Annotated in this window: 21 protein-coding genes and 1 pseudogene; 9 read left to right on the forward strand and 13 right to left on the reverse strand. The window is 70.9% G+C overall.

Annotated features, from left to right (window positions below; genetic code table 11):
* Positions 1-23: 23 nt before the first annotated feature.
* Both E5671_RS07105 and E5671_RS07110 read right to left on the reverse strand, forming a co-directional pair.
* The gene (locus E5671_RS07105) at positions 24-803 is read right to left on the reverse strand and encodes a uracil-DNA glycosylase (RefSeq protein WP_160502986.1); all 780 of its coding nucleotides are present in this window, start codon (positions 801-803) and stop codon (positions 24-26) included.
* The gene (locus E5671_RS07110) at positions 800-1,348 is read right to left on the reverse strand and encodes an isochorismatase family cysteine hydrolase (RefSeq protein WP_160502987.1); all 549 of its coding nucleotides are present in this window, start codon (positions 1,346-1,348) and stop codon (positions 800-802) included. The genes E5671_RS07105 and E5671_RS07110 overlap by 4 nt, the downstream gene beginning before the upstream one ends.
* A 188-nt stretch (positions 1,349-1,536) precedes the next feature.
* Between E5671_RS07110 and E5671_RS07115 the strand changes: the two genes are divergently transcribed.
* Positions 1,537-3,063: a carboxylesterase/lipase family protein gene (locus tag E5671_RS07115; RefSeq protein ID WP_160502988.1), complete on the forward strand. Its 1,527-nt coding sequence runs from the start codon at positions 1,537-1,539 to the stop codon at positions 3,061-3,063.
* 10 nt (positions 3,064-3,073) lie between these two features.
* Here E5671_RS07115 and E5671_RS07120 read toward each other — a convergent pair whose 3' ends face one another.
* On the reverse strand, positions 3,074-3,604 hold the full coding sequence (locus tag E5671_RS07120; RefSeq protein ID WP_160502989.1) for a YceI family protein: 531 nt from the start codon (positions 3,602-3,604) through the stop codon (positions 3,074-3,076).
* Positions 3,605-3,727: 123 nt separating this feature from the next.
* The gene (locus E5671_RS07125) at positions 3,728-4,954 is read right to left on the reverse strand and encodes a 4-hydroxybenzoate 3-monooxygenase (protein WP_160502990.1); all 1,227 of its coding nucleotides are present in this window, start codon (positions 4,952-4,954) and stop codon (positions 3,728-3,730) included.
* Positions 4,955-5,142: 188 nt separating this feature from the next.
* On the opposite strand from E5671_RS07125, the gene E5671_RS07130 reads away from it, so the two are divergent.
* Together E5671_RS07130 and cpt are read left to right on the forward strand one after the other, a co-directional pair.
* On the forward strand, positions 5,143-5,556 hold the full coding sequence (locus E5671_RS07130) for a hypothetical protein (RefSeq protein ID WP_336605689.1): 414 nt from the start codon (positions 5,143-5,145) through the stop codon (positions 5,554-5,556).
* A gap of 95 nt (positions 5,557-5,651) precedes the next feature.
* Positions 5,652-6,185 carry a chloramphenicol phosphotransferase CPT gene (gene cpt, locus E5671_RS07135; protein ID WP_160502991.1) on the forward strand — a complete coding sequence of 178 codons (534 nt, stop codon included), beginning with the start codon at positions 5,652-5,654 and terminating at the stop codon, positions 6,183-6,185.
* A 190-nt stretch (positions 6,186-6,375) separates the two neighbouring features.
* Here cpt and E5671_RS07140 read toward each other — a convergent pair whose 3' ends face one another.
* From E5671_RS07140 to E5671_RS07150, 3 genes are all read right to left on the reverse strand, one after another.
* Positions 6,376-6,732: a PRC-barrel domain-containing protein gene (locus tag E5671_RS07140; RefSeq protein ID WP_160502992.1), complete on the reverse strand. Its 357-nt coding sequence runs from the start codon at positions 6,730-6,732 to the stop codon at positions 6,376-6,378.
* A 146-nt stretch (positions 6,733-6,878) separates the two neighbouring features.
* Complete coding sequence (locus E5671_RS07145) at positions 6,879-8,927, reverse strand: CocE/NonD family hydrolase (RefSeq protein ID WP_160502993.1); 2,049 nt, start codon at positions 8,925-8,927, stop codon at positions 6,879-6,881.
* 38 nt (positions 8,928-8,965) lie between these two features.
* The gene (locus E5671_RS07150) at positions 8,966-10,270 is read right to left on the reverse strand and encodes an ATP-grasp domain-containing protein (protein WP_160502994.1); all 1,305 of its coding nucleotides are present in this window, start codon (positions 10,268-10,270) and stop codon (positions 8,966-8,968) included.
* Positions 10,271-10,639: 369 nt separating this feature from the next.
* On the opposite strand from E5671_RS07150, the gene E5671_RS07155 reads away from it, so the two are divergent.
* The 3 genes from E5671_RS07155 to E5671_RS07165 are packed head-to-tail and all read left to right on the forward strand — an operon-like array spanning position 10,640 to position 12,666.
* Positions 10,640-11,320, forward strand: a complete 681-nt coding sequence (locus E5671_RS07155; protein WP_160502995.1) for a HemK2/MTQ2 family protein methyltransferase — start codon at positions 10,640-10,642, stop codon at positions 11,318-11,320.
* 52 nt (positions 11,321-11,372) lie between these two features.
* Positions 11,373-11,630, forward strand: coding sequence for a CDGSH iron-sulfur domain-containing protein (locus tag E5671_RS07160; RefSeq protein ID WP_160502996.1), 258 nt, complete (start codon positions 11,373-11,375; stop codon positions 11,628-11,630).
* Positions 11,620-12,666: an iron-containing redox enzyme family protein gene (locus tag E5671_RS07165; RefSeq protein ID WP_160502997.1), complete on the forward strand. Its 1,047-nt coding sequence runs from the start codon at positions 11,620-11,622 to the stop codon at positions 12,664-12,666. The genes E5671_RS07160 and E5671_RS07165 overlap by 11 nt, the downstream gene beginning before the upstream one ends.
* Positions 12,667-12,675: 9 nt before the next feature.
* Here the strand turns inward: E5671_RS07165 and E5671_RS07170 are convergent, their stop codons facing one another.
* Positions 12,676-13,707 (reverse strand): MerR family transcriptional regulator, encoded by a 1,032-nt coding sequence (locus tag E5671_RS07170; protein ID WP_160502998.1) that lies wholly within the window; start codon positions 13,705-13,707, stop codon positions 12,676-12,678.
* Positions 13,708-13,861: 154 nt separating this feature from the next.
* On the opposite strand from E5671_RS07170, the gene E5671_RS07175 reads away from it, so the two are divergent.
* On the forward strand, positions 13,862-14,491 hold the full coding sequence (locus E5671_RS07175) for an RNA polymerase sigma factor (protein ID WP_160502999.1): 630 nt from the start codon (positions 13,862-13,864) through the stop codon (positions 14,489-14,491).
* A gap of 268 nt (positions 14,492-14,759) precedes the next feature.
* Here E5671_RS07175 and E5671_RS07180 read toward each other — a convergent pair whose 3' ends face one another.
* The 3 genes from E5671_RS07180 to E5671_RS07190 form a co-directional block, all read right to left on the reverse strand.
* Complete coding sequence (locus E5671_RS07180) at positions 14,760-15,470, reverse strand: C39 family peptidase (protein ID WP_160503000.1); 711 nt, start codon at positions 15,468-15,470, stop codon at positions 14,760-14,762.
* A 56-nt stretch (positions 15,471-15,526) separates the two neighbouring features.
* A complete protein-coding gene (locus E5671_RS07185; protein WP_443032777.1) occupies positions 15,527-16,180 on the reverse strand; it encodes a peptidoglycan-binding domain-containing protein in 654 nt (217 codons plus the stop codon).
* A 259-nt stretch (positions 16,181-16,439) separates the two neighbouring features.
* Positions 16,440-17,420, reverse strand: coding sequence for an ArsR/SmtB family transcription factor (locus E5671_RS07190; protein WP_160503002.1), 981 nt, complete (start codon positions 17,418-17,420; stop codon positions 16,440-16,442).
* A gap of 492 nt (positions 17,421-17,912) precedes the next feature.
* On the opposite strand from E5671_RS07190, the gene E5671_RS46990 reads away from it, so the two are divergent.
* Positions 17,913-18,047, forward strand: a complete 135-nt coding sequence (locus tag E5671_RS46990; protein WP_272902824.1) for a hypothetical protein — start codon at positions 17,913-17,915, stop codon at positions 18,045-18,047.
* 52 nt (positions 18,048-18,099) lie between these two features.
* On the opposite strand, the pseudogene E5671_RS07195 reads toward E5671_RS46990, so the two are convergent.
* Together E5671_RS07195 and E5671_RS07200 are read right to left on the reverse strand one after the other, a co-directional pair.
* Positions 18,100-18,765 (reverse strand): annotated as a pseudogene (locus tag E5671_RS07195) (dioxygenase family protein); the annotation flags it as partial.
* A gap of 45 nt (positions 18,766-18,810) precedes the next feature.
* A complete protein-coding gene (locus E5671_RS07200; protein WP_160503004.1) occupies positions 18,811-19,782 on the reverse strand; it encodes an AraC family transcriptional regulator in 972 nt (323 codons plus the stop codon).
* A 201-nt stretch (positions 19,783-19,983) separates the two neighbouring features.
* On the opposite strand from E5671_RS07200, the gene E5671_RS07205 reads away from it, so the two are divergent.
* Positions 19,984-20,742 carry a PP2C family protein-serine/threonine phosphatase gene (locus E5671_RS07205; RefSeq protein WP_160503005.1) on the forward strand — a complete coding sequence of 253 codons (759 nt, stop codon included), beginning with the start codon at positions 19,984-19,986 and terminating at the stop codon, positions 20,740-20,742.
* Positions 20,743-20,767 lie beyond the last annotated feature (25 nt).

Here is a 20,767-nt window from a genome sequence, read left to right on the forward strand (position 1 = left end):
ATCGGTGGCGCGTGCCAGGCCGATCAGTGCCGCCCATCCGCTCGTGCGTACGGCGGAATGGCCGCCTCGCCCGCCGCCTCCCGCAGGACGTCCTTGAGCATGTCCGGAGTCAGCCGGCCCGTGAACGTGTTCCGCTGGCTGACGTGGAAGCAGCCGTACAGGGTGACAGGGCCCGGCTCGGACTCCCCGGGTGCGACGGCCTCCGAGCGGCTGCCGGTTGACTGCGCCACTTCGCGCTCCAGCGTCACCCGCGCTCCGTGGGCGAAGCGCGGCCGCGGCTTCGGCACGCGCCACCCCGCCGCCGCGAACGCGGGCAAGGCGGCCTGCCAGCCGAACGCGCCCAGAATCACCGCCGACCGCAGCCGCGGTCCCAGCAGCTCCAGCTCCCGCACGAGCCACGGCCTGCACATGTCGCGCTCGCCGGGGGTCGGTTTGTTCTCGGGCGGTGCGCAGTGCACCGGCGACGTCACCCGCACCCCACGCAGTGTCAGGCCGTCGTCCATGGACACTGCCAGCGGGCTCGACGCGAGGCCCAGTTCGTACATCGCCCGGTAGAGGACGTCTCCGGAACGGTCGCCCGTGAACATCCGGCCCGTCCGGTTCCCGCCGTGCGCCGCGGGCGCGAGCCCGATGACGATCATCGAGGCGTCCGGCGGTCCGAACCCGGGCACCGGCCTTGCCCAGTACGTCCAGTCCATGAAGGCGGCCCGCTTGACCCGCCCCACCTCCTCCCGCCACGCGACCAGCCGGGGGCAGGCGGCGCACCCCGCGATGCGGGCGTCCAGCTCGTCCAGCGGGTTCATTCGGGCCCGAACAGCGCGTCGTCGGTGGAACGGACCAGGCGTGCCTGCATGTTCCGTTCCATCATCTTCAGCGCGGCGGCGGCGAGGTCGCTGTGGATGCTCGCGCAGGCGTCCTCGGCCACGACCACATCCAGGTGTCTGATGTGGGCGTCGAGTGCCGAGTAGAGGATGCACTGCTCGGTCACCTGGCCGCAGAGGAGCACGGAATCGATGTCGCGCTGGCGGAGGAGGTACTCCAGTGGGGTGTCGTAGAAGATCGAGTGCCGGGCCTTCACCACGAAGAGCGAGTCGTTCCTGGGACGGATCGGAGCGACCAGATCGGCATGGGGGCCGCTCAGGACGATGTCCAGGAGCTCGTCATGGTGGGAGCGCCACTGACCGAAGTTGTCGTTGGCGTAGATCACCACGATGTCCTCGGCCCGCGCCCGCTCGATCAACCTGCGGACGTTCGGCAGCACTTCCTCGACCGACCTGCGGAGAATTTCCGCATCGGGGTGGTCGTACATGTTGATCATGTCGACGACGATGAGAGCCTTCACAACCATGCCCCGAGTCCATCACGCGCCTCACTCGTATGCACGGACGCCCCACCCGAGGGCGTGGTCGTGCCTGCCTCGCAGCCTCGCCCGTAAATGGTTGGCGCGGCAGCCGGAATCGGCGGGATGCTCCCGAGTGTCCGGGGCTGCGCGACGCCTCCTGCTCGCGTTCCCGGCTGCCTGGCGAGGGAGTGGTGATGACCGCTGACACGACGGTACACACGGCGGCCGGAGCGCTGCGCGGCACTCGGGAGGCGGGGGTGGCGGTCTTCCGTGGCATCCCGTTCGCCGAGCCGCCGGTCGGCCCGCTGCGTTTCGCCGCGCCGCGGCCGGCGCGGGGATGGGACGGGGTGCGGCCGGCGGAGTCGTACGGGCCGCCGCCCCCTCAGGGCGGCCACTTCGGCATGGACGCGCTGGCGCGGGACGTGGTGGGCGACGACTGGCTGACGGTCAACGTCTGGTCGCCCGAGCCCGGCCCGGGAGCGGGGCTCCCGGTGATGGTGTGGATCCAGGGCGGTGCCTACACGATCGGCATGTCCGGCCTTCCCGAGTACGACGGCGGCCGCCTCGCGCGTGACGGCGGCGTGGTCGTGGTGACGTTCAACTACCGGGTGGGTCTTGAGGGTTTCGGGCAGATCGAGGGGGCGCCCGCCAACCGGGGGCTGCTCGACCAGGTCGCAGCCCTGGAGTGGGTGCGTGACAACATCCGTGCCTTCGGCGGCGACCCGGCCCGCGTCACGGTCTTCGGACAGTCGGCGGGCGCCGGATCGGTCGCCGCGCTCCTTGCTGTGCCGCGCGCGGCCGGGCTCTTCGGCCGGGCCGTGGCGCAGAGTGTGCAGGGCACGTTCTTCTCGCCGCAGCTGGCCGCCGACATCACCGCGGCGTGCGCCACCGAGCTGGGGCTGCGGCCCACGGTGGGCGACCTGTCCGCGGTGGACCCGGCGCGGTTGTCCGCCGCCGGTGACGCGGTCGGCGCCAAGATGGGGCAGTGGGCGGATCGCTGGGGTCAGGTGGCGCACAGGTCGATCGCGTTCTCGCCGGTCGTCGAGGGGGATGCGCTGCCGGTCACTCCGTGGCAGGCGCTGGCCGACGGCGCGGGGCGCGGCATCGAGCTCCTCGTCGGCCACACACGTGACGAGCAGCGGCTGCTCAGCGCCCTCGACGGGCTGCTCGGTCAGGTGACGGAGGAACAGGCGGAGGCCGCGCTGCGGGTCTTTGGCCCCGGACGGGACGGCGCGCGCCGCTACCTCGACGGTTTTCCGGCGGCGGGCCCTGACGAGTTGCACGAAGTGGTCCTGTCCGACTGGCTGTTCCGCATGCCGAGCCTCCACCTCGCCGAGGCCCAGACCACCGGGGGTGGCCGCGCCCACGTCTACGAACTGACCTGGCCGGCCCCGGGCATGGGCGGTGTCCTCGGCGCCTGTCACGGCCTCGACGTGCCGCTCGTCTTCGGCAATCTGGACCGGGGCCAGCCCGCCGCGCTGCTCGGCGAGGAGCCGCCCCCGGAGGCGGCGGAGCTGTCCGCCCGCATGCGCGCCGCGTGGACGGGCTTCGCCACGAACGGTGACCCCGGCTGGCCCGTCTTCGAGACCGCGCAACGCCTGGTGCAAGTCTTCGGCTCCCGGCCGGCTGTCGCCCCCTACCCGGAAGAGGCGTCCCGCCGAATCTGGCAGGACCACACCTTCCCCGTCCTGCCACTGATCGGGGGCCGGCACAGCCGGTAGACGGCTGCGGTCAGCCGGCGACCGCTTCGACGGCGAGCCGGATCTTCATCCGGCGGCCGGTCATGCCCTTCGCCGTGGTCACTCCGAACGCGTACCGGTCGACGATGGCCGTGCCCTCGACGGTCACCCGCCGCCCGTTCAGCACGACCGACCCGACGCTGACGGCGAGGGGCCGCGTGACGCCTCGTACGGTCAACTCCCCCTGCAGCACTGCCGTGTCCGTCGCGGATTCCGTCACCCCTCGGCCGCGGAACTCGATCTCCGGGTGCTTGGCCGCGTCGAGGTAGTCGGCGGACGCGATGTGCCGGTCGCGGCGCTGCAGACCCGAGTCGAACGAGTCCGTCCTGACCGTCACATCCACCGAGGACTCCTCGACGGGATCAGCCACGGTGATCCGCCCCCGGCTGATGCCGAAGGTGCCCCGGACCGGGAACAGGCCGAAGACCGTGCGCGTCCGGAACCGCACCGTCGAAGCCGCCGCGTCGATCTCGTACGTGCCGCTCTCCGGCACATTCTGATCTTGCCGATTCGCCAGGACCATGGCCTCCGCGCCTCCCTCTTCTCCGACGTCCACCACTCGCTTCAGCGTGCCCGCCGAGCGAGGGTGCGGGGCAGATCCGGATGTCGCCGATCCCCCGGTACAAATGTCACCGGGCGCGGACGCTCAGTGGTTGGTGGCGCCCTTCCCGATGTAGATCTCGGCGAACGCGGCCGCGGCGGCCGGAGAGCCGAGGATCCTGCGCAGCCGGGCGGCCGCTGTGCCCGCCTTGAACGGGTCGCCCGACGACGTGCCGTGCAGGAGTTCCGAGAGCCACTGGGAGAACTCCTGGTACTGCCACACACGCGGCAGACTGGCCTCCGAGTAGCCGTTCAGGGCGCTGTCGTCCCCTTCCGCGCAGTAGGTGACGAGGGCGTCGCCGAGCAACAGGGCGTCGTGCAATGCCAGGTTCATGCCCTTCGCCGCGATCGGAGCGGCGAGGTGGGCGGCGTCGCCCGCGAGGTACAGCCGCCCGTAGGACATGGGCTCCACGACGTAGTTGTGCATGTCGAGGACGCGCTTCTCGATCAGTTGCCCCTCGGTGAGCGGCGGCGCCCCCGCCACCGTGAGGCGGGCGTGCAGCTCGGACCAGACACGCTCGTGCGGCCAGTTCCCGGGGTCGTCGCCGGGCGGGCACTCGAGGTAGTAGCGGGTGACCTGGGGGCTTCGGGCCATGTGGGCCGCGAAGCCGCGCGAGTGGATGCCGAAGACGACACAGTCCGAGGACGGCGGCGCCTGTGCGAGGAGGGCGAGCCAGCCGATGCCGTAGTCGTGCCGGGCGATGGTGGCCCGCTCGGCTCCCAGGTAGGTGCGCGTCACACCGCGCGCGCCGTCGCAGCCCGCGATCGCGTCGCAGTCGACGCGTATGCGCTCGCCCGTCGCCGGGTCGGTGTACGACACCGAGGGCCGGTCCGTGTCGATGCCGTGCAGTTCCACGTCGCGTACGCCGAAACGGATGTCGCCGCCCGCCTGATCGGCGTAGGAGCGCACCAGGTCCGTCACCAACAGGGGCTGGGGATAGACGAAATGACGGTGCCCGGAGAGCTCTCCGTACGCGAACCGGCGGCGCTCCCCGGCCCAGCGGAATTCACACTCGCTGTGCGTCTGCGCGTGGGCGAGCAGCCGGTCGGCGAGCCCCCGATCCTCCAGGGCGCGCACCGCCCATTCCTCGATGAAGCCCGCACGGGGCCGCTGTTCGATGAACTCTCTGGTCTCCGTCTCCAGGACCACGCAGTCGACGGAGGCGGCACGGAGGATGTTGGCGACGGTGAGGCCCGCCGGTCCGGCTCCTACGACGACGACGCGGGCACGCCGTGGCGGCGCGGAGGGCTCGGGAGCCGAGACGGGGTTCATCCGGGAATTATGACGGGGACACGACCAGAGGACGATGCCGGACAGCCCTCATCGGATGTGGTGCGACAATCTGCCCGAGACCATGCCCGTGCCCGATCTCCGGAGCGTCGGTCTCGTTGCGGGAGGCGCCGGTCACGGACGTCCCCGGGGCAGCGGCGCCCCGGCGGACCGGCGGTGGGGAGGAATCGATGCTGGTGGAGTGGCGGTACATCGCAAAAGGCGTGCGGGTCGTTCCCGAACCCGTGGCCACGCCCTTCATCTGGACGGGAGCCTACGCCGGCGCCTTCGTGCTGGTGACGGTGCTCGATCTGCTCGGTGCGCTCGACCGCACGGGGCTCGCGCTCGCGGCTCTCTCCGTGCTGGCCGCGCTGCTCGGCGTGCGGGGCCGTTTCGTCGCGGCTCCGGGGACGGCCCTGTTGTGCTGGATGCTGCTGAACGTCTTCGCCACGCATCCCATCGGGGAGATCTCCTGGGCCGGGCACCGGGACCCCGAGTGGATCACGTGCCTGCTGGCTGCCGCCCTCGTCGGCACGACGGCGGGCCGCGTGCTGCACGCGCGCGCCGCGTACCGCCGCGTCAGCCCGTACGACGGGACGGGCTGACCGAGCGGGTCGCGGTCGAGGGCACCTTACGCGGCCGCGGGTACGGGCGCCGAAATCCGTTTCCTGCGCCGCGGTGATGCTTCTACTGTGGCGCGGTGACGACTCAAGTGATCGTGCTCAACGGCGGGTCCAGCTCCGGGAAGTCCGGCATCGCGCGGTGTCTGCAGGCGGTGCTGCCGGACCCGTGGCTGGCCTTCGGCTGCGACACGCTGGTCGACGCGATGCCCGCGTCCATGCGGACCGCGTCGGAGGGAATCGAGTTCGGCGCGGACGGCGAGGTGACCGTCGGCCCCGAGTTCCGGGCGTTGGAAGCTGCGTGGATCGAAGGGGTCGCGACAATGGCCCGCTCCGGCGCGCGGGTCATCGTCGACGAGGTCTTCCTCGGCGGTGCGGCGTCGCAGACGCGGTGGCAGAAGGCCCTCGGTGATCTGCGGGTGTTGTGGGTCGGCGTCCGCTGTGACAGCGCGGTCGCCGCGGGCCGGGAAACGGCGCGGGGCGACCGGGTGGCCGGGATGGCCGCCTCCCAGGCCGAAGTGGTCCACCAGGGTGTGCTCTACGACATGGAGGTGGACACGACGCGTACCGAGTCCCTGGAGTGCGCGCGAGCCATCGCCGCGCGCGTCGGTTGAATCGCGCATTGAATTCGTCCGACAAGAAAAGCTTTGTCAGTCCCCCGGGTGCCGCGATATTCGAGTGACGCGGGGTTCCCTTGCCGAAGTTCCCCGAATACCTGATGGCGCCCGAGGCAATTGGTGCCTCGGACGCCATCGGTGTCATTGGGGCGGCGTTCTCACGCCCCGGTCGATATCTCCGCGAGAGTCAGTGACCCGGGCCCAGACCGCCGTAGTAGCCACCGAGCTGGTCACGGTAGGCGGGGTCGCCCAGGTGCTTCTCCTTGTCGAACTCGGGCGCGTCCTTGATCTGCTCCTTCGTGCGCGAGACCAGGATCTTCCGCGCGTCGTGGTCGATGGCGGTGACGGTGCTCGCAGGCAGCAGCACCTCCTTGCCGAAGATCCACACTCCGGTGTCGACGACGATGTACTGGTTGGCGACGTCGTTCGAGTGCTTGTCGACCTTGCCGATGTGACCGTCGGCGGCCTCGACCTTGTAACCGGTCAGATCGGCGTCCGGGCCGTGACCGGCGGTGGGAGCGTAGCTCCAGATTTCGTCGCTCATAGGGAACTCCTCAGTTGATTTTCCCTGAAACACGGGGATTCATTTAACGGGAGGAGTTGATCAACCTCCAACGCATCGGGTGCCCTGCCGGAAAGAGGCCAAACAGAAACTTCCGGCCGTCTCACCGCGACTGGTTCCACCGCGTGTCACAGCAAGTCGCGAGGCACCGTTTCATTCCAGGTGCGCGAGAAAACCCGCCGGTCACCCTCGTAACCATCGAGGGTGGCGTCCACCCGGAAGTTGTCCTCGTCGCAGCTGAGGACCGTGCGGGTCTCCACCCGTACGTCCCAGTCGTCGCGCCGGAAGGACATCGTCCAGGCCGACTCGCCGGTGGCGGAGGTGAAGTCCTCGGCCATGGAGGTGTAGCGCTCGTAGGCCCGGCGGCCGACGTCGAGGTTGATGTCCTCCAGCCGCACCGTCCCCCGGTCCTTGACGATCTCCAGCTCCGCGGCGTAGTCGACCAGATCGCGCTTGACCTGCCAGCGCTCCTCCGGCGCGACGAGTTGGACGGGAGACCTCGGCCGTGTGCCTTCCGGTTCGTCGAAGGGCTGCTCCGGCAGGGCATCGGGCTCAGCCACCGGGCGGACCGGGAGCGTCAGGTTGCTCGACGTCTCGTACACGGTCAGGAGCACCGGCTTCGGCGGCGGCCAGGCCAGCGGCCAGTACGAGGTGGACAGGGACAGGCGGATGCGGTGGCCGGGCGGGAAGGCCTGGGCGACGCCGTTGAGCGGGATGACCGCACGGTAGCGGCGCCCCGGTTCCAGCGGACGCGGATCGCTGTGCGCCTCGTTGCGGGTGAGGTTGACCAGGCCGTAGCTGACGCGGGTGGCTCTGCCGTCGGGGGCCACGTCGGACAGGCGGGCCGCGACCATGGCGACGGGTTCGCTGACGCTCAGGTCTAGTTCGACGCAGGGCGAGCCGAGGATCTCCGTACGCTCGGTCAGCGGGTCGGTCTCGAAGACCAGCGAGCCGCCGTCCTCCTCACGCTGGTCGTAGGGCAGGTCGGGGGGCGCGTTGTAGGACGCCCACTTCCCGCCGAACTGGCCTACGGACAGCGGTGATTGGACGGAAAGGCCCCCGCCGGTGCCGACGGCGTCGCCCGGAGCCTCATGCTGAGCGACCGGGTCGGAGAGACCGTGGCGCGTAAGGCGCCGCACGACGGGAGTGATGTGCGGGGAGGGCCAGGACGGCTCCCCCACCCAGCGGCCCGGACGTTCCTCGTACGACGTGGAGGGCGGCACGCTGTCCTGCATCCACGTCCGCAGCATCGGTCCTTCCATGACGCCGTTGTCGACGCCCTTCAGCCAGTGGTCCCACCAGCGCACCACTTCCTGGAGGTAGCCGATGGCGGGGCCCGGCTGGCCCAGGTGCGGGAACTTGTGGGACCAGGGGCCGATGAGGCCCTTGCGCGGCACGTCCAGGTTGCCCAGCAGCCGTGTCACGGCGTTCGAGTAGCCGTCCGCCCAGCCGCTCGACGCGAGGACGGGGCAGCGTACGGCCTGGTAGTCCTCGCAGACCGAGGCGTGCCGCCAGTAGTCGTCGCGGCGCTGGTGCCTGAGCCATTCGAGCACCCAGGGGCGGGTGCCCTCCATCCGCTCGTGCCACATGTCGCGCCACCGGTCCCCGACCATGGCCGGGTCCGGGGGCATGGTGCCGTAGGCGAACATGGTGCCCGCTTCGGCCAGGTTGTCCGACAGGAGCGCGCCGCCCATGTAGTGCATGTCGTCGGCGTACCGGTCGTCGGTGAAGGACGCGATGACGATGGCGCGCAGGCTCTCCGGCTGTCGCGCGGCGACCTGGAGCGCGGCGAAGGCGCCCCAGGAGATCCCCATCATGCCGGTGGTGCCGTCGCACCATGGCTGGTCGGCGAGCCAGGCCAGGATGTCCTCGGCGTCGGTCTGCTCCTGCTCCAGGTACTCGTCCTTGAGCACACCTTCGGAGTCGCCGGTGCCGCGCAGGTCGACACGGACGCAGGCGTAGCCGTGCCCGGCGATGTAGGGGTGGTGGATGGAGTCGCGCTCCGCGGTCAGGTCGCGCTGACGGTAGGGGATGTACTCCAGGACCGCGGGGACGGGGTCCTGGTCGGAGGACGTCGGCCGCCAGATGCGGGCCGCGAGGCGGGTTCCGTCCGCCGCGGGGATGGTGACGTTCTCCTCTTCCTTGGTCTCGTACGGAAGGTCGCTCACATAGCGCAAGCCGGGTCGCTCCTTCGTGTCGCGGAGGTGTTCGCGGTTCAGTCGTTCTTCGTGTCGCGGCCGCCCGGTTCGGCCTCGTCGAAGGTGAGGCCGAGGGCGGCCACGCACTGGTCGTACTTGACCCGTATGTCCTCCTCGCTCTCCCCGCCCGTGAAGATGTGGGCCAGCTCGTAGCTGTAGCTGTCCTGTTCGGAGCCGTCCGACAGGCGCTGCCCCTCCTCGACCACCACGTCGATGCGCACTCCGGGGATGCGGCGCTCGATGCTCTCGATGTCCTTGCGGGAGGGGACGTCGTGGACGGTCGCGTCGGCGAACCAGCGGTAGTACCACTTGGCGGCCGTATTGAACTGGCCCTCGCGGTACGGCAGTTCGGGGCCCTTGCCGAGTGCGAGGCTCAGCATGCAGTGGTGGTTGGGTACGCCGTCGACGTACTCGAACATCTCCGCGTGCGACTGGGAGTGACGGGGGTTGATCTCCAGGAGGTTGATCGCGTCGGACCGCGGGTCGTAGAAGTACTCGATGCTGAAGGTCGCCGCGTCCATGCCGATCTGCCGCATCACCCGCTCCGACACGTCCCGCAGCCGCTCGAGCACGGGCTCGGGGAGAGTGGAGGGGTACTGGTGGCGCAGGAAGCACGACGAGTCGGGGTACTGGATCGAGTCGAGGATGCCGTAGACGGTGACCTCGCCTTCGTGGACGTAACCCTCGACCGCGACCTGGATGCCGTTCAGGGCCCCTTCGGCCAGGCACACCTGGCCGCCCACGTCGGCCATCTCCGGGGGCAGCTCGACGCGGTCGAGTATGTCCTCGAACGGCCGCCCGATGCGCCCCATGCCCTCACGGATGCGGTCGGCCGCCTCCGTGAACTCGGCCTGGTCCCCTACCCCGTAGGCCAGTTCCGATGAGTAGGACAGCGCCGGCTTGAGCCACATCGGGAAGTCCATGCCCTCGGGCGGCTTGGGGTCCGGGCTTTCCATGTCGACCCGGCCGAACGGCGGATGCGCGTCGGTGACCCGCTGCTGCTCCAGGCGGCTCCAGTACTTGTGCTCGCACTTGACCACGGAATCCAGACTGGTGCTGCGCGTCCCGTAGCGCTCGGCGAGGATCGGCACGAGCGTGCTGACGGGGAAGTCCCAGTAGCCCACGATCGCGTCGATGTGGCCGTCGAACGCGTCGAGCACCTGCTCGGCATCGGCGAGAAGCCCGGGGACCGACACCTCACCGCTCTGCAGCTCGTCGACGGTGAGCAGGGGGTGGAAGACGTAGTCCTGCGCGTTCGGCACGGCGCGCAAGGTCGGCAGATTGGCCTCGTCGAGGCCGAGTACGAAGATGTTGTACGGCATGGCGCCCTTTCGTGGTGGGGTGCCACAGCTGTTCCGCTGGATGGCAGGGATGGCCGCGTACCCACGGCGCAGTGGCGCAATCACCACCCCTCCTTCCGCATCGGCCCCGCTCCCGTGCCCGGCGCCGCAGGGCGGGCGCCGCACGTGTGCTTCACGGTTCGTCGGGCACCAGGGACGGACGACAGTCGCGGGAGCGAGCCCCGAGCACCAGAAGGAACCCATGAGGCTGGAGAGTCACGCGGTCGGTCCGACTCGTCACCGTGCGTCATCACCCGAGTGGTGGCCGGTGCCGGAACGGCGGAGGGTGGTGAGAGGGCGGAGCAAGGAGGGGTTCCGCCCGGCCGGCCCCGCGATGACCGGAGGTGTGTGATGGTCGCCGACACGGCAGCGGGCGCGGCCCCGGGACGTCTGATGACCCTTCCCGGGGTGTACACGCCCCAGGACGACACGGAGCTGCTCGCCCGCGCACTGTGCCGCGAGGACATCGGTACGGGCACGGATGTACTGGACCTCGGCACCGGCAGTGGCGCGCTCGCCGTCCACGCGGCGCGGCTCGGTGCCCGGGTGACGGCGGTGGACATCGCCTGGCGTGCCGTCCTGACCGCCCGCCTCAACGCGGTGGCGGCGCGGCAGCGCATCACCGTCCTGAAGGGCGACCTCACGGCCGCCGTCCCGGGCCGGTCCTACGACTTCGTGGCGAGCAACCCTCCGTACGTGCCCTCTCCCTCCCGCCGGCTGCCGCGGCGCGGCGCGGCCCGTTCCTGGGATGCTGGGCAGGACGGCCGAGCGGTGGTCGACCGCATCTGTGACGCGGCCCCCGAAGCGCTGCGCCCCGGGGGCGTGTTGCTCATGGTCCACTCGGCCCTGTGCGGCACCGAGGACACGTTGCGGCGTCTGTCGAAGGCCGGCCTGGAGACGTCGGTCGCCGACCGCGCCCTGATTCCGCTCGGCCCGGTCCTGCGCTCGCGCCTGGCCTTCCTGCGCGGGCAGGGGCTGTTGGGGGACGAGGACATGGAAGAACTGGTGGTCATCCGTGCCGAACGCACCTGAAAGCACACCTGAGAACACAGTTGAGAACGCAGCTGAGAGCGCACCTGACCCCGTGCCGGCCGCACGGGACCCGCGGCCCCGCCGCGTCACGATCGACCCCGAGGGCCCGCTGCTCGTCGAGGGTCCTGTCGAAGTGGTCGCGGACGACGGCAGCGTCATCGCTTCCCGGCGCTTCACCGCCGCGATCTGCACCTGCCGCCGCAGCCGGACCTACCCGTGGTGCGACACCAGTCACCGCCGCCGCGTGAAGACCCAGGACACCGAGCACGCCGAACACGCCGAGGGGGAGGAAGCACCCGATGTCCGCTGAGTACCAGGCGCTCTCCGACGGTCCTCGCGAGTCGCGCCGCACGAGCCCTGCCCTGCCCGAGCCCCGCGGCGTACTGTCCGAGCTCGTGGTCACCACCCTGCGGGAGGGCGGGAGTCCGGGTCCGCTGCCCCTCGACACGCACGACGCCGACCCCTACGGCGAGGACCTCCAGCTCGCGCTCTATACGCTCTACGAGCTGCACTACCAAGGCTTCGACGGAGTCCGCGACGACCTCGAATGGGACCCCGAACTCCTCGGACTGCGCCGCGCGTTCGAAGGGCGCTTCCTGGGCGCCCTGCGCGCCAACTGCCGTTCGACGGACAGCGCCGAACGCGCCCTGGCCGACCTGCTCGTGGAGCCCGTCGGCCACAGCCGCACCAGTGTCAGCCACCATCTCCAACGCGACGGCGAACTGTGGCAGTTGCGGGAGTACGCGGCGGCGCGCTCGCTGTACCACCTCAAGGAGGCCGACCCGCACGCCTGGGTCATCCCCCGGCTGCACGGCCGGGCCAAGGCGGGCATGGTGGCGGTCGAGTTCGACGAGTTCGGAGCCGGGCGCGCCGAGGACATCCATGCCCGCCTCTTCGCCGACCTCATGGAGGACCTCTCGCTGGAGACGGCGTACGGGCACTACCTCGACGCCTCCCCGGGCGAGGCGCTCGCGACGGTCAATCTGATGTCCCTGCTCGGCCTGCACCGGGCGCTGCGCGGCGCGCTGGTCGGGCACTTCGCCGCCGTCGAGGTGACCTCATCCCCGGGCTCGCGGCGGCTTGCCAAGGCCATGCGCAGGAGCGGCGCCGGGCGGGCGGCCGAGCGGTTCTACGACGAGCACGTGGAAGCCGATGCCGTCCATGAGCAGGTGGTGCGCCGCGAGGTGATCGGCGGCCTCCTCGCGAGCGAACCGGGTCTGGAGTCCGACGTGGTCTTCGGCATCGAGGCCACGGGCTTTCTCGAAGGCCGCCTGGGCGCACGGCTTCTGTCCGCCTGGCGCGACGAACGCAGCGCGCTGCGCACGGCGTTGACGGTGGCGGGCTGACGGCGCCGGTCACCTTGCGCGGTCGGTCCCGTTCTCGGCGCGCACCCTGCCGATCTGGGTCAGCGCCTCACGCAGGCTGGTGGGCCGCAGAGCACCGCGCACCGCCGGGCCCGCCCACCCGGGCCCGCCGAGCATGACCACGGGACGGCCGCGGGCGCCGCGCACGCCCCATCGGGTGTCGGCGATGTGCCGGGCCAGGGGGACGCTCGCGGTGGAGCGGGCCTGTGCCCACAGCACGACGACGGCCGGACCCGTCCTGCGCACGGCGGCCGAGACCGCCTCGACCGGCACGGCCGCGCCGAACATGCGCTGCGGGACGCCGAGTTCACCAAGGGCCGCGCTGAGCGCCTCCAGCGGGAGGGAGTGCTGTTCACCCGGTACGCAGGCAAGGACGAGGGGTGCGTGCGCGGCGGGCGCGTTCGGCGGCGCCGGAGCGGTCGGGGCCATGGAGCAGCGGTGCAGGGTGCGGGAGACGTGCCAGGACAGCAGGTGCTCGACCTCCACATAACGGTCGCCTGCTTCTTCCCACTTGCGGCCCACCGCGTGCAGCGTCGGCACCATCACCTCCTGCCACGCGGTGACCAGGCTGTGGCTCTCCACCGCGTCGGCCAGCAGGTCCTGGAGGGTGGGGGCGTCGAGCCGTACGGCGGCACGCGAGAGGCCGCGTCGGCGGCGGACGAACGTGTCGGGTGACTGCGTCGGGGCAGGGCCTGCGGTGCTTCGCTGTCGCGGCACGGTGGTGTGGCCGGGGGCGGGCTCGGCTCCGGTCCCGGGGTCGAGCAGCTTGCGCGCCTCGTGGGCGGCCTCGGCCGGCGGCATCCCTGAGGAGGTGAGCCGACCCATCTCCTCCACCATGGCGACGTCCCGCTCGGACCAGCGGCGGTGGTGACCGGGATCGCGCCGGGCAGGGCCGAGACCGTACCTGCGGTCCCAGGTCCGCAGCGTCGTCGGTGACACTCCAAGGCGCCGTGCCAGGGCGCCGGTGGTGACTCCGGTGATCGCCGCATCGTCACCCTGACCACGGCGTTGCCCCTCGCTCATCCGGCCACGATACGACGCACAACCGATGCGGTTTGCCGAGCGCGAGCGGTTGTTTCCAGGATGACCGGATCGCGGCCACGGCGACGGCGCGGCTGCCCGTTTCCGTTCGGTCGTACGGCGATTGCGATCGCGGGGAGGAGGTGACGAGACGCCTATGAGCGCAGTGGTGGCAGCACAGCCGGTGCGAGCCCCCGCCAGGGAGGCCAGGGAGGCCAGGGAGGCCAGGGAGGCCAGGGAGCGGACCACAGATCTGGGCGGGGGTCTCGCCGGTGGGGACGAGGCGAGCCTCGCGGCGGTGTACCGCCGGTGGGGTCCGCTGGTGCACGCCCTGGCCCAGCGCGCGCTCGGCGACAGCCGTGAGGCGGAGGACATCACGCAGCAGGTGTTCCTCGCCGCATGGTGTGGCCGGGCCGGCTACCGCCCCGAATTCGGCAGCCTGGCCGCATGGTTGACGGGGATCACACGGCACAGGATCGCGGACGCGCTCAACGCGCGCGCCCGACGGGAGGCGCTCGTCGAGGGTGCGGTCGCGCAGTACGCCACCATGGATCACCGCGCCCACGAAGGCATGGACTCGACGGTCGACCGGACGCTGATGACACAGGAGCTGGCGAGGCTGCCGGAGCCGCAGCGGACGGTGTTGCGCCTGGCGTTCTACGAGGATCTGACCCACCCGCAGATCGCCGAGCGCACCGGGTGGCCGCTGGGCACGGTCAAGAGCCATGCCCGGCGCGGCATCCGCAGTCTGCGCCTCCGCCTGGAGGACGTACAGGACGGCCGCTGAGAAATTCCGGGCGCCGGTGCATCCATGCACCTGGTTTCGACGGAAGCAAGAAGTAGCTCGTCGTGACCGTCATTGAGCTTGAGGCCGGCAGGTCCGCCCAGACCCTGCTTCCTGTTCGGCCTCAGCGGAGTCGGCGCCGCTGAGGCTGTCGTCGTTACCCCCCCGGAACGACGACCGTGCGGCTGTGGGTGGCGCTTGTGTCTTGGCGCCACCCACAGCCGGCGACGTACGGCTCACGGCTGACGACTCACCGCTCTCCGCTCTCCGCTCAGGCGGCGTACCCCTTCGGCGGGATCAGGGTGGCGAGTTGGTCGAAGGAGAGCCAGTAGATCTGGTTGCCGCCGAAGGAGGCGGGGTCGGCGATGAGGACGGTGCGGTTCGCGTCGTCGTAGCCGATGACCGTGAAGTAGTGGTAGATCGTCTGGTCCGGCGGGTAGCCGGGCGGCTGGTTGCCGGGCGGCGCCACGATGTTGGTCACCAGCGGGTAGTTGTTGTCGATGTCCAGGACGATGTCGTTCCACAGCAGGTCCTTCTGGGCCTGGGTGGGCGGATCGTTCGGCATCTCCTTGGTCTCGTACCAGCCGGTGCCGAGGTTGGCGTTGAGCACGCCGGTGACCTGGCTGATGTGATCGGTGCCCGCCTCGGTGGTGCCGAGCTGCGCGGCCAGAGCGCCCTGGCTCGGCGGGGCGATCCGTGCGGACAGGGCGATGCGGGTGGCGGCGGGTCCGCACCAGTAGCCGGTCTCCTGGACCTGGTAGTCGACCGGGAGCGTGTGCGCGCTCTCGGTCCGCGCACCGCCGACGCGCAGCCGGGTGCCGGGCTCGTTCTGTCCGCTGACGACCGCGGTGCCGGACTTCGAACCGTGCCCGAGGACGGACACGCTGTGCGGGTGTGCGGGTTCCGCCTGGGCGGCGGCCGGGGTGACGAGCGCGCCGACGGCTGCCACGGCGATCGCTGTGGAGACAAGTCTCTTGCGCATACGGGCTCCTGGAGTGAGGGGTGTGGGGGGGGAGGGTCGCCGGTGGGTCTCGTGGCTCAGGGGATCGGCGGGACCGTGGGCCCTTCCTGGGCGAGCAGGTCGCGGGCGAACTGCTCCCACTGCGCGTAGCGGTCGGGATAGGCCGAGACCTGGACGGCCTGGCACACGTCGCCCGGGGGCATGGTCTGCCAGCCGTCGATCTGGATCAGCCCCGGATTGCTGCCGAAGGGGGCCACTCCGTAGAAGGACTTCGACGAGGTGGCGACGTCGGTGATCTGCTCGGGAGTGCCCCAGCCAGTGCTCGGGCGCTGCTGGAAGATCCCCAGCGAGTCATGGTCCACGGGCGTCAGGTAGTTGACGAACTTCGACTCCTGCATGGCGGTCATCAGCGCGATGACGAGGCCCTGTTCGGGGATCTGTGCGCCCTTGCCGACACCGATGACGGTGCGTGCGTTGGCGAGTTCCTCGGGCCCGAGGTCGGCCGCCGTCCGGAAGGTCTGGTGCAGTTCGGCATCGGACGCCTGCCGCAGGGCTCTCGCGGTCGCGCCGTCGACCGAGCCGGTCCTTGGCAGGCCGTGACGCTCCTGGAACCACTTCAGGCCGTGCCCGGAGGAGGCCATGGAGGCCGTGGGGGGCGTGGGGGGCGCGGGGGGCGTGGGGGGCGCGGAGGCCTGCGCGATGCCGGGCACGGCGCAGAGAGTGCCGGTCATGGCGAGCGAGGCGGCCACGGCGGCACGGCGGGTGAGAGTACGAGTAGTGCGCAACGCCACTCCTTCATCGGATCGTCGATGCGTCGCCTCGTGCCGTGCGCGGGAGTTCACACGTCGACGCGCGTTGAACGGCGCGCGCAGGGCGGGGTGTCGGGACGCAACACGGTGGGGGGATGCGTGTGCAACAGCCGAGCCAGCTTCCTTGCATGCCCATGCCAGACGCAATCAATGAAAGCCCAGACTTACGGCCGGAGGCGGCTCACGCCCCGCAACTGCGCAGCAGCGCGCGGCCTTCCGCGGTCGCGACATGGAGCGACCGCCCCGCCCTGCGGACCGTGGTCAGCAGGCCGGCCGCGCGCAACACCTTCACGTGCTGGCTTATGGCCGGGTGGGTGACCGCCAGGAGACGGGCGAGCTCGACCGTGGACGAGCCGGTGCGTGCCGCCTTGAGGACGGCGGCGCGCGTGTGTCCGATGAGCGGCCCCAGGGCGCCGTCGTCCGGACGCTCGGAGGGCGTGGGGTGGGTCCAGTCCATCGCGTGGTCTATGGGATACACCAGGACAGGCGGCAGTTCACCGTCGGCGAGCGTGACGGGCGTGGGCCAGCAGAAGAACGAGGGCTGCAGGGTGAGCCCTCTCCCGTCGAGACGCAGCTCCTGGTCCACCGGATAGTCGACCTCCAACACCGGGGGCAGCCAGCGCAGTTGAGGCCCGAGGCCCCCGAGGAGCCCGTCGGTCCCGCCGCCTAGGAGGCTGTGCAGACGGATGATGCGGTCGGCGTCGATCTGGGCGTGGATGCGCGGCCAGAACGGCGCGAGCGCCTCCAGGTGATACGTGTGGAGTGCTTGCCCCAACTGCCGGAGAGCGGCGGCGTCGCCTCGCGCCAGCGACTCGGTCCAGCCCGGGAGCGGACGCGATGCGGCCACCCGAGTCAGATCGGTGCGCAGCCGCGGCAGAGGGGTGCGCACGAGGGTGTCGACCGCCGCGTGGAGTGTCTCGCCTTCTCCGTGGGTGGGGGTGAGGAAGTCCGGGGAGCAGCCGTGCGGCGGCAGCAGGGGCGACAGGAGCCGGCAGCTGTCGGAGAGACGCGGCCTCGCCCACCGCCGCCATTCCCCGAACACCCTTGCCCCGTCCCGCCGTTGCAGCGTCTGTACGCTGTTGCTGATCTCCCAGAGGAAGTCAGGTCCCGAGGCGACCCGCACCCGCGCCAGATCCTCGGCCGTGAAGTACACCCGCAACATGGCCCGCCTCTCCCCCGTGTGTCCCACCGCCACCACGCGGCAGGCCTCCAGGCGATCTCCGCAAGGCAGTTGCTGTCAAGACGCCCGGGGCTGACGGAGGGGGTGCGGGGCCGCGTGACAGGGGCGCACTCATGGGGCCGGAACCCTCAAGTTTTGCTCTGAAGCGGCGAAGGAGAGGGATGTGCGCTCCCGGCGTCGGGCACCACAGCCGAAAGGCGGGGTGTCCGAAGGGGGTGGGGGCATTCAGGGCTTCGCGCGTACGCGCCGATGGTGGGGAGTTGCCCGAGCACCCGGTCGAGATCGCCCTGGTCACGGCGTGCCCTGACAGCCGCAGCGCGGCGTCCGTGTGCGCGGACCTGCGGGAGGCCCCGGAGGTTGCGGAGATCGGTGACCGGCTCGCGGACTGGGGCCTGGTGACCAGGGCCCGGCGCCAGCTGAAACGTGTTCGGCGGCCCCGAGGTTCTCCCCAAGGGGACGGTCCGGCGCGCTGTCATGGAGGCGCAGTTGATTCCGTCCGGCCTCGGCCGGGCCATGATCCGTATGGGCAACGCCCTGGACCATGCCTTGGAGTCCGACGACTCGGGCTCCGGATTCGGCTGCGGAGGGGGCGGCGGCGGGGGCGACTGAGGTCGCCCTCAGCCCCAGCCCCAGCCCCCCGGCCTGCCCGCAGTCAGCGCTGCTGCGGCACGTTCAGGACGAAGTCGAAGTCCGCCTCCTTCGCGTTTCCGACGGTGCGTACGTTCATGAGCAGCCGGGCGTCGAAGATCGGGTCCGTGTTGTTGCGCGGCTCGCCGGGGAAGTACAGCTGGGTCGTGAGGACCGGACGCCCCGGGGCCTGCACCTTGACGTGCAGGTGCCGGGTGCGGCCCGGATAGAGGCCGGGCACGATCGTGGTGAGCCTGAACGCGCCGTTCGCGTCGGTGAATTGGTGCCCTCGGAAACGGAACCCCGTGTTGTCGTACGTCCCGTAAGTGTCGGCCTGCCAGAAGTCCATCAGGACCCGGGACATCGGCCGGCAGGCGAGCCCGAAGACGTAGCCGGTGACGGTGAGCCGCACGCCCGGCGTGCCGGGCTGGAGGAGCGAAGTGCGCCGGGGCGAGTTGGGTTTGAAGTACGGCCCCTCCATCTGCGGCGGCGTCGGGTCGTCACCGTCGTCGCAGGCCGGGGTCGCCTCCGGCACCGCACCCCGTTCGCCTGCGGTCCTGGCCAGTGCGGGGACGCCCATGAGGGCCACGGGCAGGGACATGCCCACTGCGGCGGCCGCTCTCAGGACGGTCTTGCGGCTGGGGCCGCTGCCGTCGCTGCCGTCGCTGCCGTCTCCGGTCGTACCGATCTCGCGCTCCATCGCTCCTCCTGAAGGGGTGGGGTGGGTTCCGGATCGGCTCCGAAGCTATGCCGGGGACTGTGCGCGGGCGATGGACTCAAGTCGGTGGTCGTGGTGAATATCGCCACCGCCGCGCCGGAAGTCCCCGGGGCTCGCTCCGGTCTCGCGGCGGAAGAAGCGGCAGAAGTAGGCGGGGTCCCCGAAGCCGACCCGGTCCGCAATCTGTCGGACCGACAACTCCGTACGCAGGAGAAGGCGTTTGGCTTCGTGCACGCGCGTCTGCCGGATCAGTTCACCGGGCGTGCGGCCGGTGGAGGCCTTCACCGCCTCGCTGAGGTAGCTCTCGGAGACGCTCAGGTGCCTCGCGCACGCGCGCACGGACCGCAGGGGCCCCTCCTGAGTGCCGAGCTCCGGGGTGCCGAGCAGGGTCACGAATTCCGCGGCGACGGAGCCGGGCCGCGTGCGGGGAGTGGGCGGGGCCGCCGCCGACTGGTGTGCGGGCAGCCGCGCCGCCCGTACCACGAGGACGTGCAGCAGGGCCCGCAGCACACTCTGGAAACCCTCGGCCCCCGCGCGGTACTCACCGTCGAGATCGGCGACGAGGCGCGCGGTCCGGTCGGCCGCCTCGTCGTGGAGTTCGAGCCAGGAGTGCCGTCCGAGCCCTCTCAGTGCCTGGCGGTCCGCGGGGTGGTCAAGGAGAAAGTCGTCGGTGAAGAGGATGACGCTCCCCTCCAGGCCGGTGACGTTCTCCCAGTGGTGGACCTGGCCGGGGGCGATGAAGCACAGGTTCGGCGGACTCAGCGCGAAGCGGGTCAGGTCGACGACGTGCCCGCCGGTGCCTCCCGTGACGTGGACGATCTCGTGGAAGGTGTGCCGGTGCGGGAACGACGCGCGCGACATCGGCCCGATGGTGTCGAACGTGCCGATGGCGAACGGCAGCGCGTTGGGCATGGGAACTTCCAGGCGGTGCGTCGGCATGCCCTCCTCTCCCGGTAATCCGCTGTTCCCCTCGCCGGGCAAGACCGTTGTGCCGCGCATGCGTACGCTCCTCAACACGACCGGAACCACGACCGGAACCACGACCGAAAGCTGGTCCAGACCAGCTGACTCTCCCACCATGGCACGCGCAGTCACCGACGGGCAGAGGGTGGCCACGGTCCGCCACTGAGCCGGGAGCGGCTCCCGGCGCGACAATGGTGGTGCGGAACACGCCCGCCGTTGCGGAGAGGCGGCCCACGGATGCCGTACATAACAGTCACCGCGCTGAGCCACCCCGGACTCGTACGCGATCACAACGAGGACAGCCTGGCCGTCGGCCCATGGACGCTGTGCGCGACGATGACCGAGAACCCGCAGACCCTCGGGTTCCCGCTCGGCAACCCCCTCGTCGTCGCGGTCGCCGACGGCATAGGCGGCCAGCCTGGCGGCGAGGTGGCCAGCGGCCTCGTCGTACGGCAGCTGGCATCGATCGGGCCCTCGCTGGACAGCGAGCAGGCCGTGCATGACGCGCTGAACGCCTGCAACCACGCCGTGTACGCGGCCGCCGAGGAGAATCCCGAGCTGACGACCATGGGGACGACGGTCGCGGGTGTCGTGCTCCTCGGGAAAGAACTGCTGGTGTTCAACGTCGGCGACAGCAGGGTGCTGGACGTGGGCCGCGGCGGCGCGGACGGCGCGCTCCGCCAGGTGAGCGTCGACGACAGCCCGCCGCCCGCGCCCGGCCGGCGCACCACGTCGATCGTCACGCAGGCGCTCGGCGGCGCGCTCCGGTTCAGCGCGATCACGCCGCACGTCAGCACGTCGCCGCTGGTCGGGGGTGAACGCTTCCTGGTGTGCAGCGACGGCCTGACCGACCCCGTGCCCGAGGACACCCTCGCCGAGCTGCTCGCGGCCCACGACGGCGGCCGGGCGGTCTTCGAACTGTGGAAGGCCGCCATCGACGCGGGCGGCCCCGACAACATCACGCTCGCGCTGATCACGGTCGTCGACGACGACTAGCCCGCGTGGTTCGGCTGGGCCCGAG

This window comes from Streptomyces sp. BA2, from assembly GCF_009769735.1.
Taxonomy (GTDB): Bacteria; Actinomycetota; Actinomycetes; order Streptomycetales; family Streptomycetaceae; genus Streptomyces.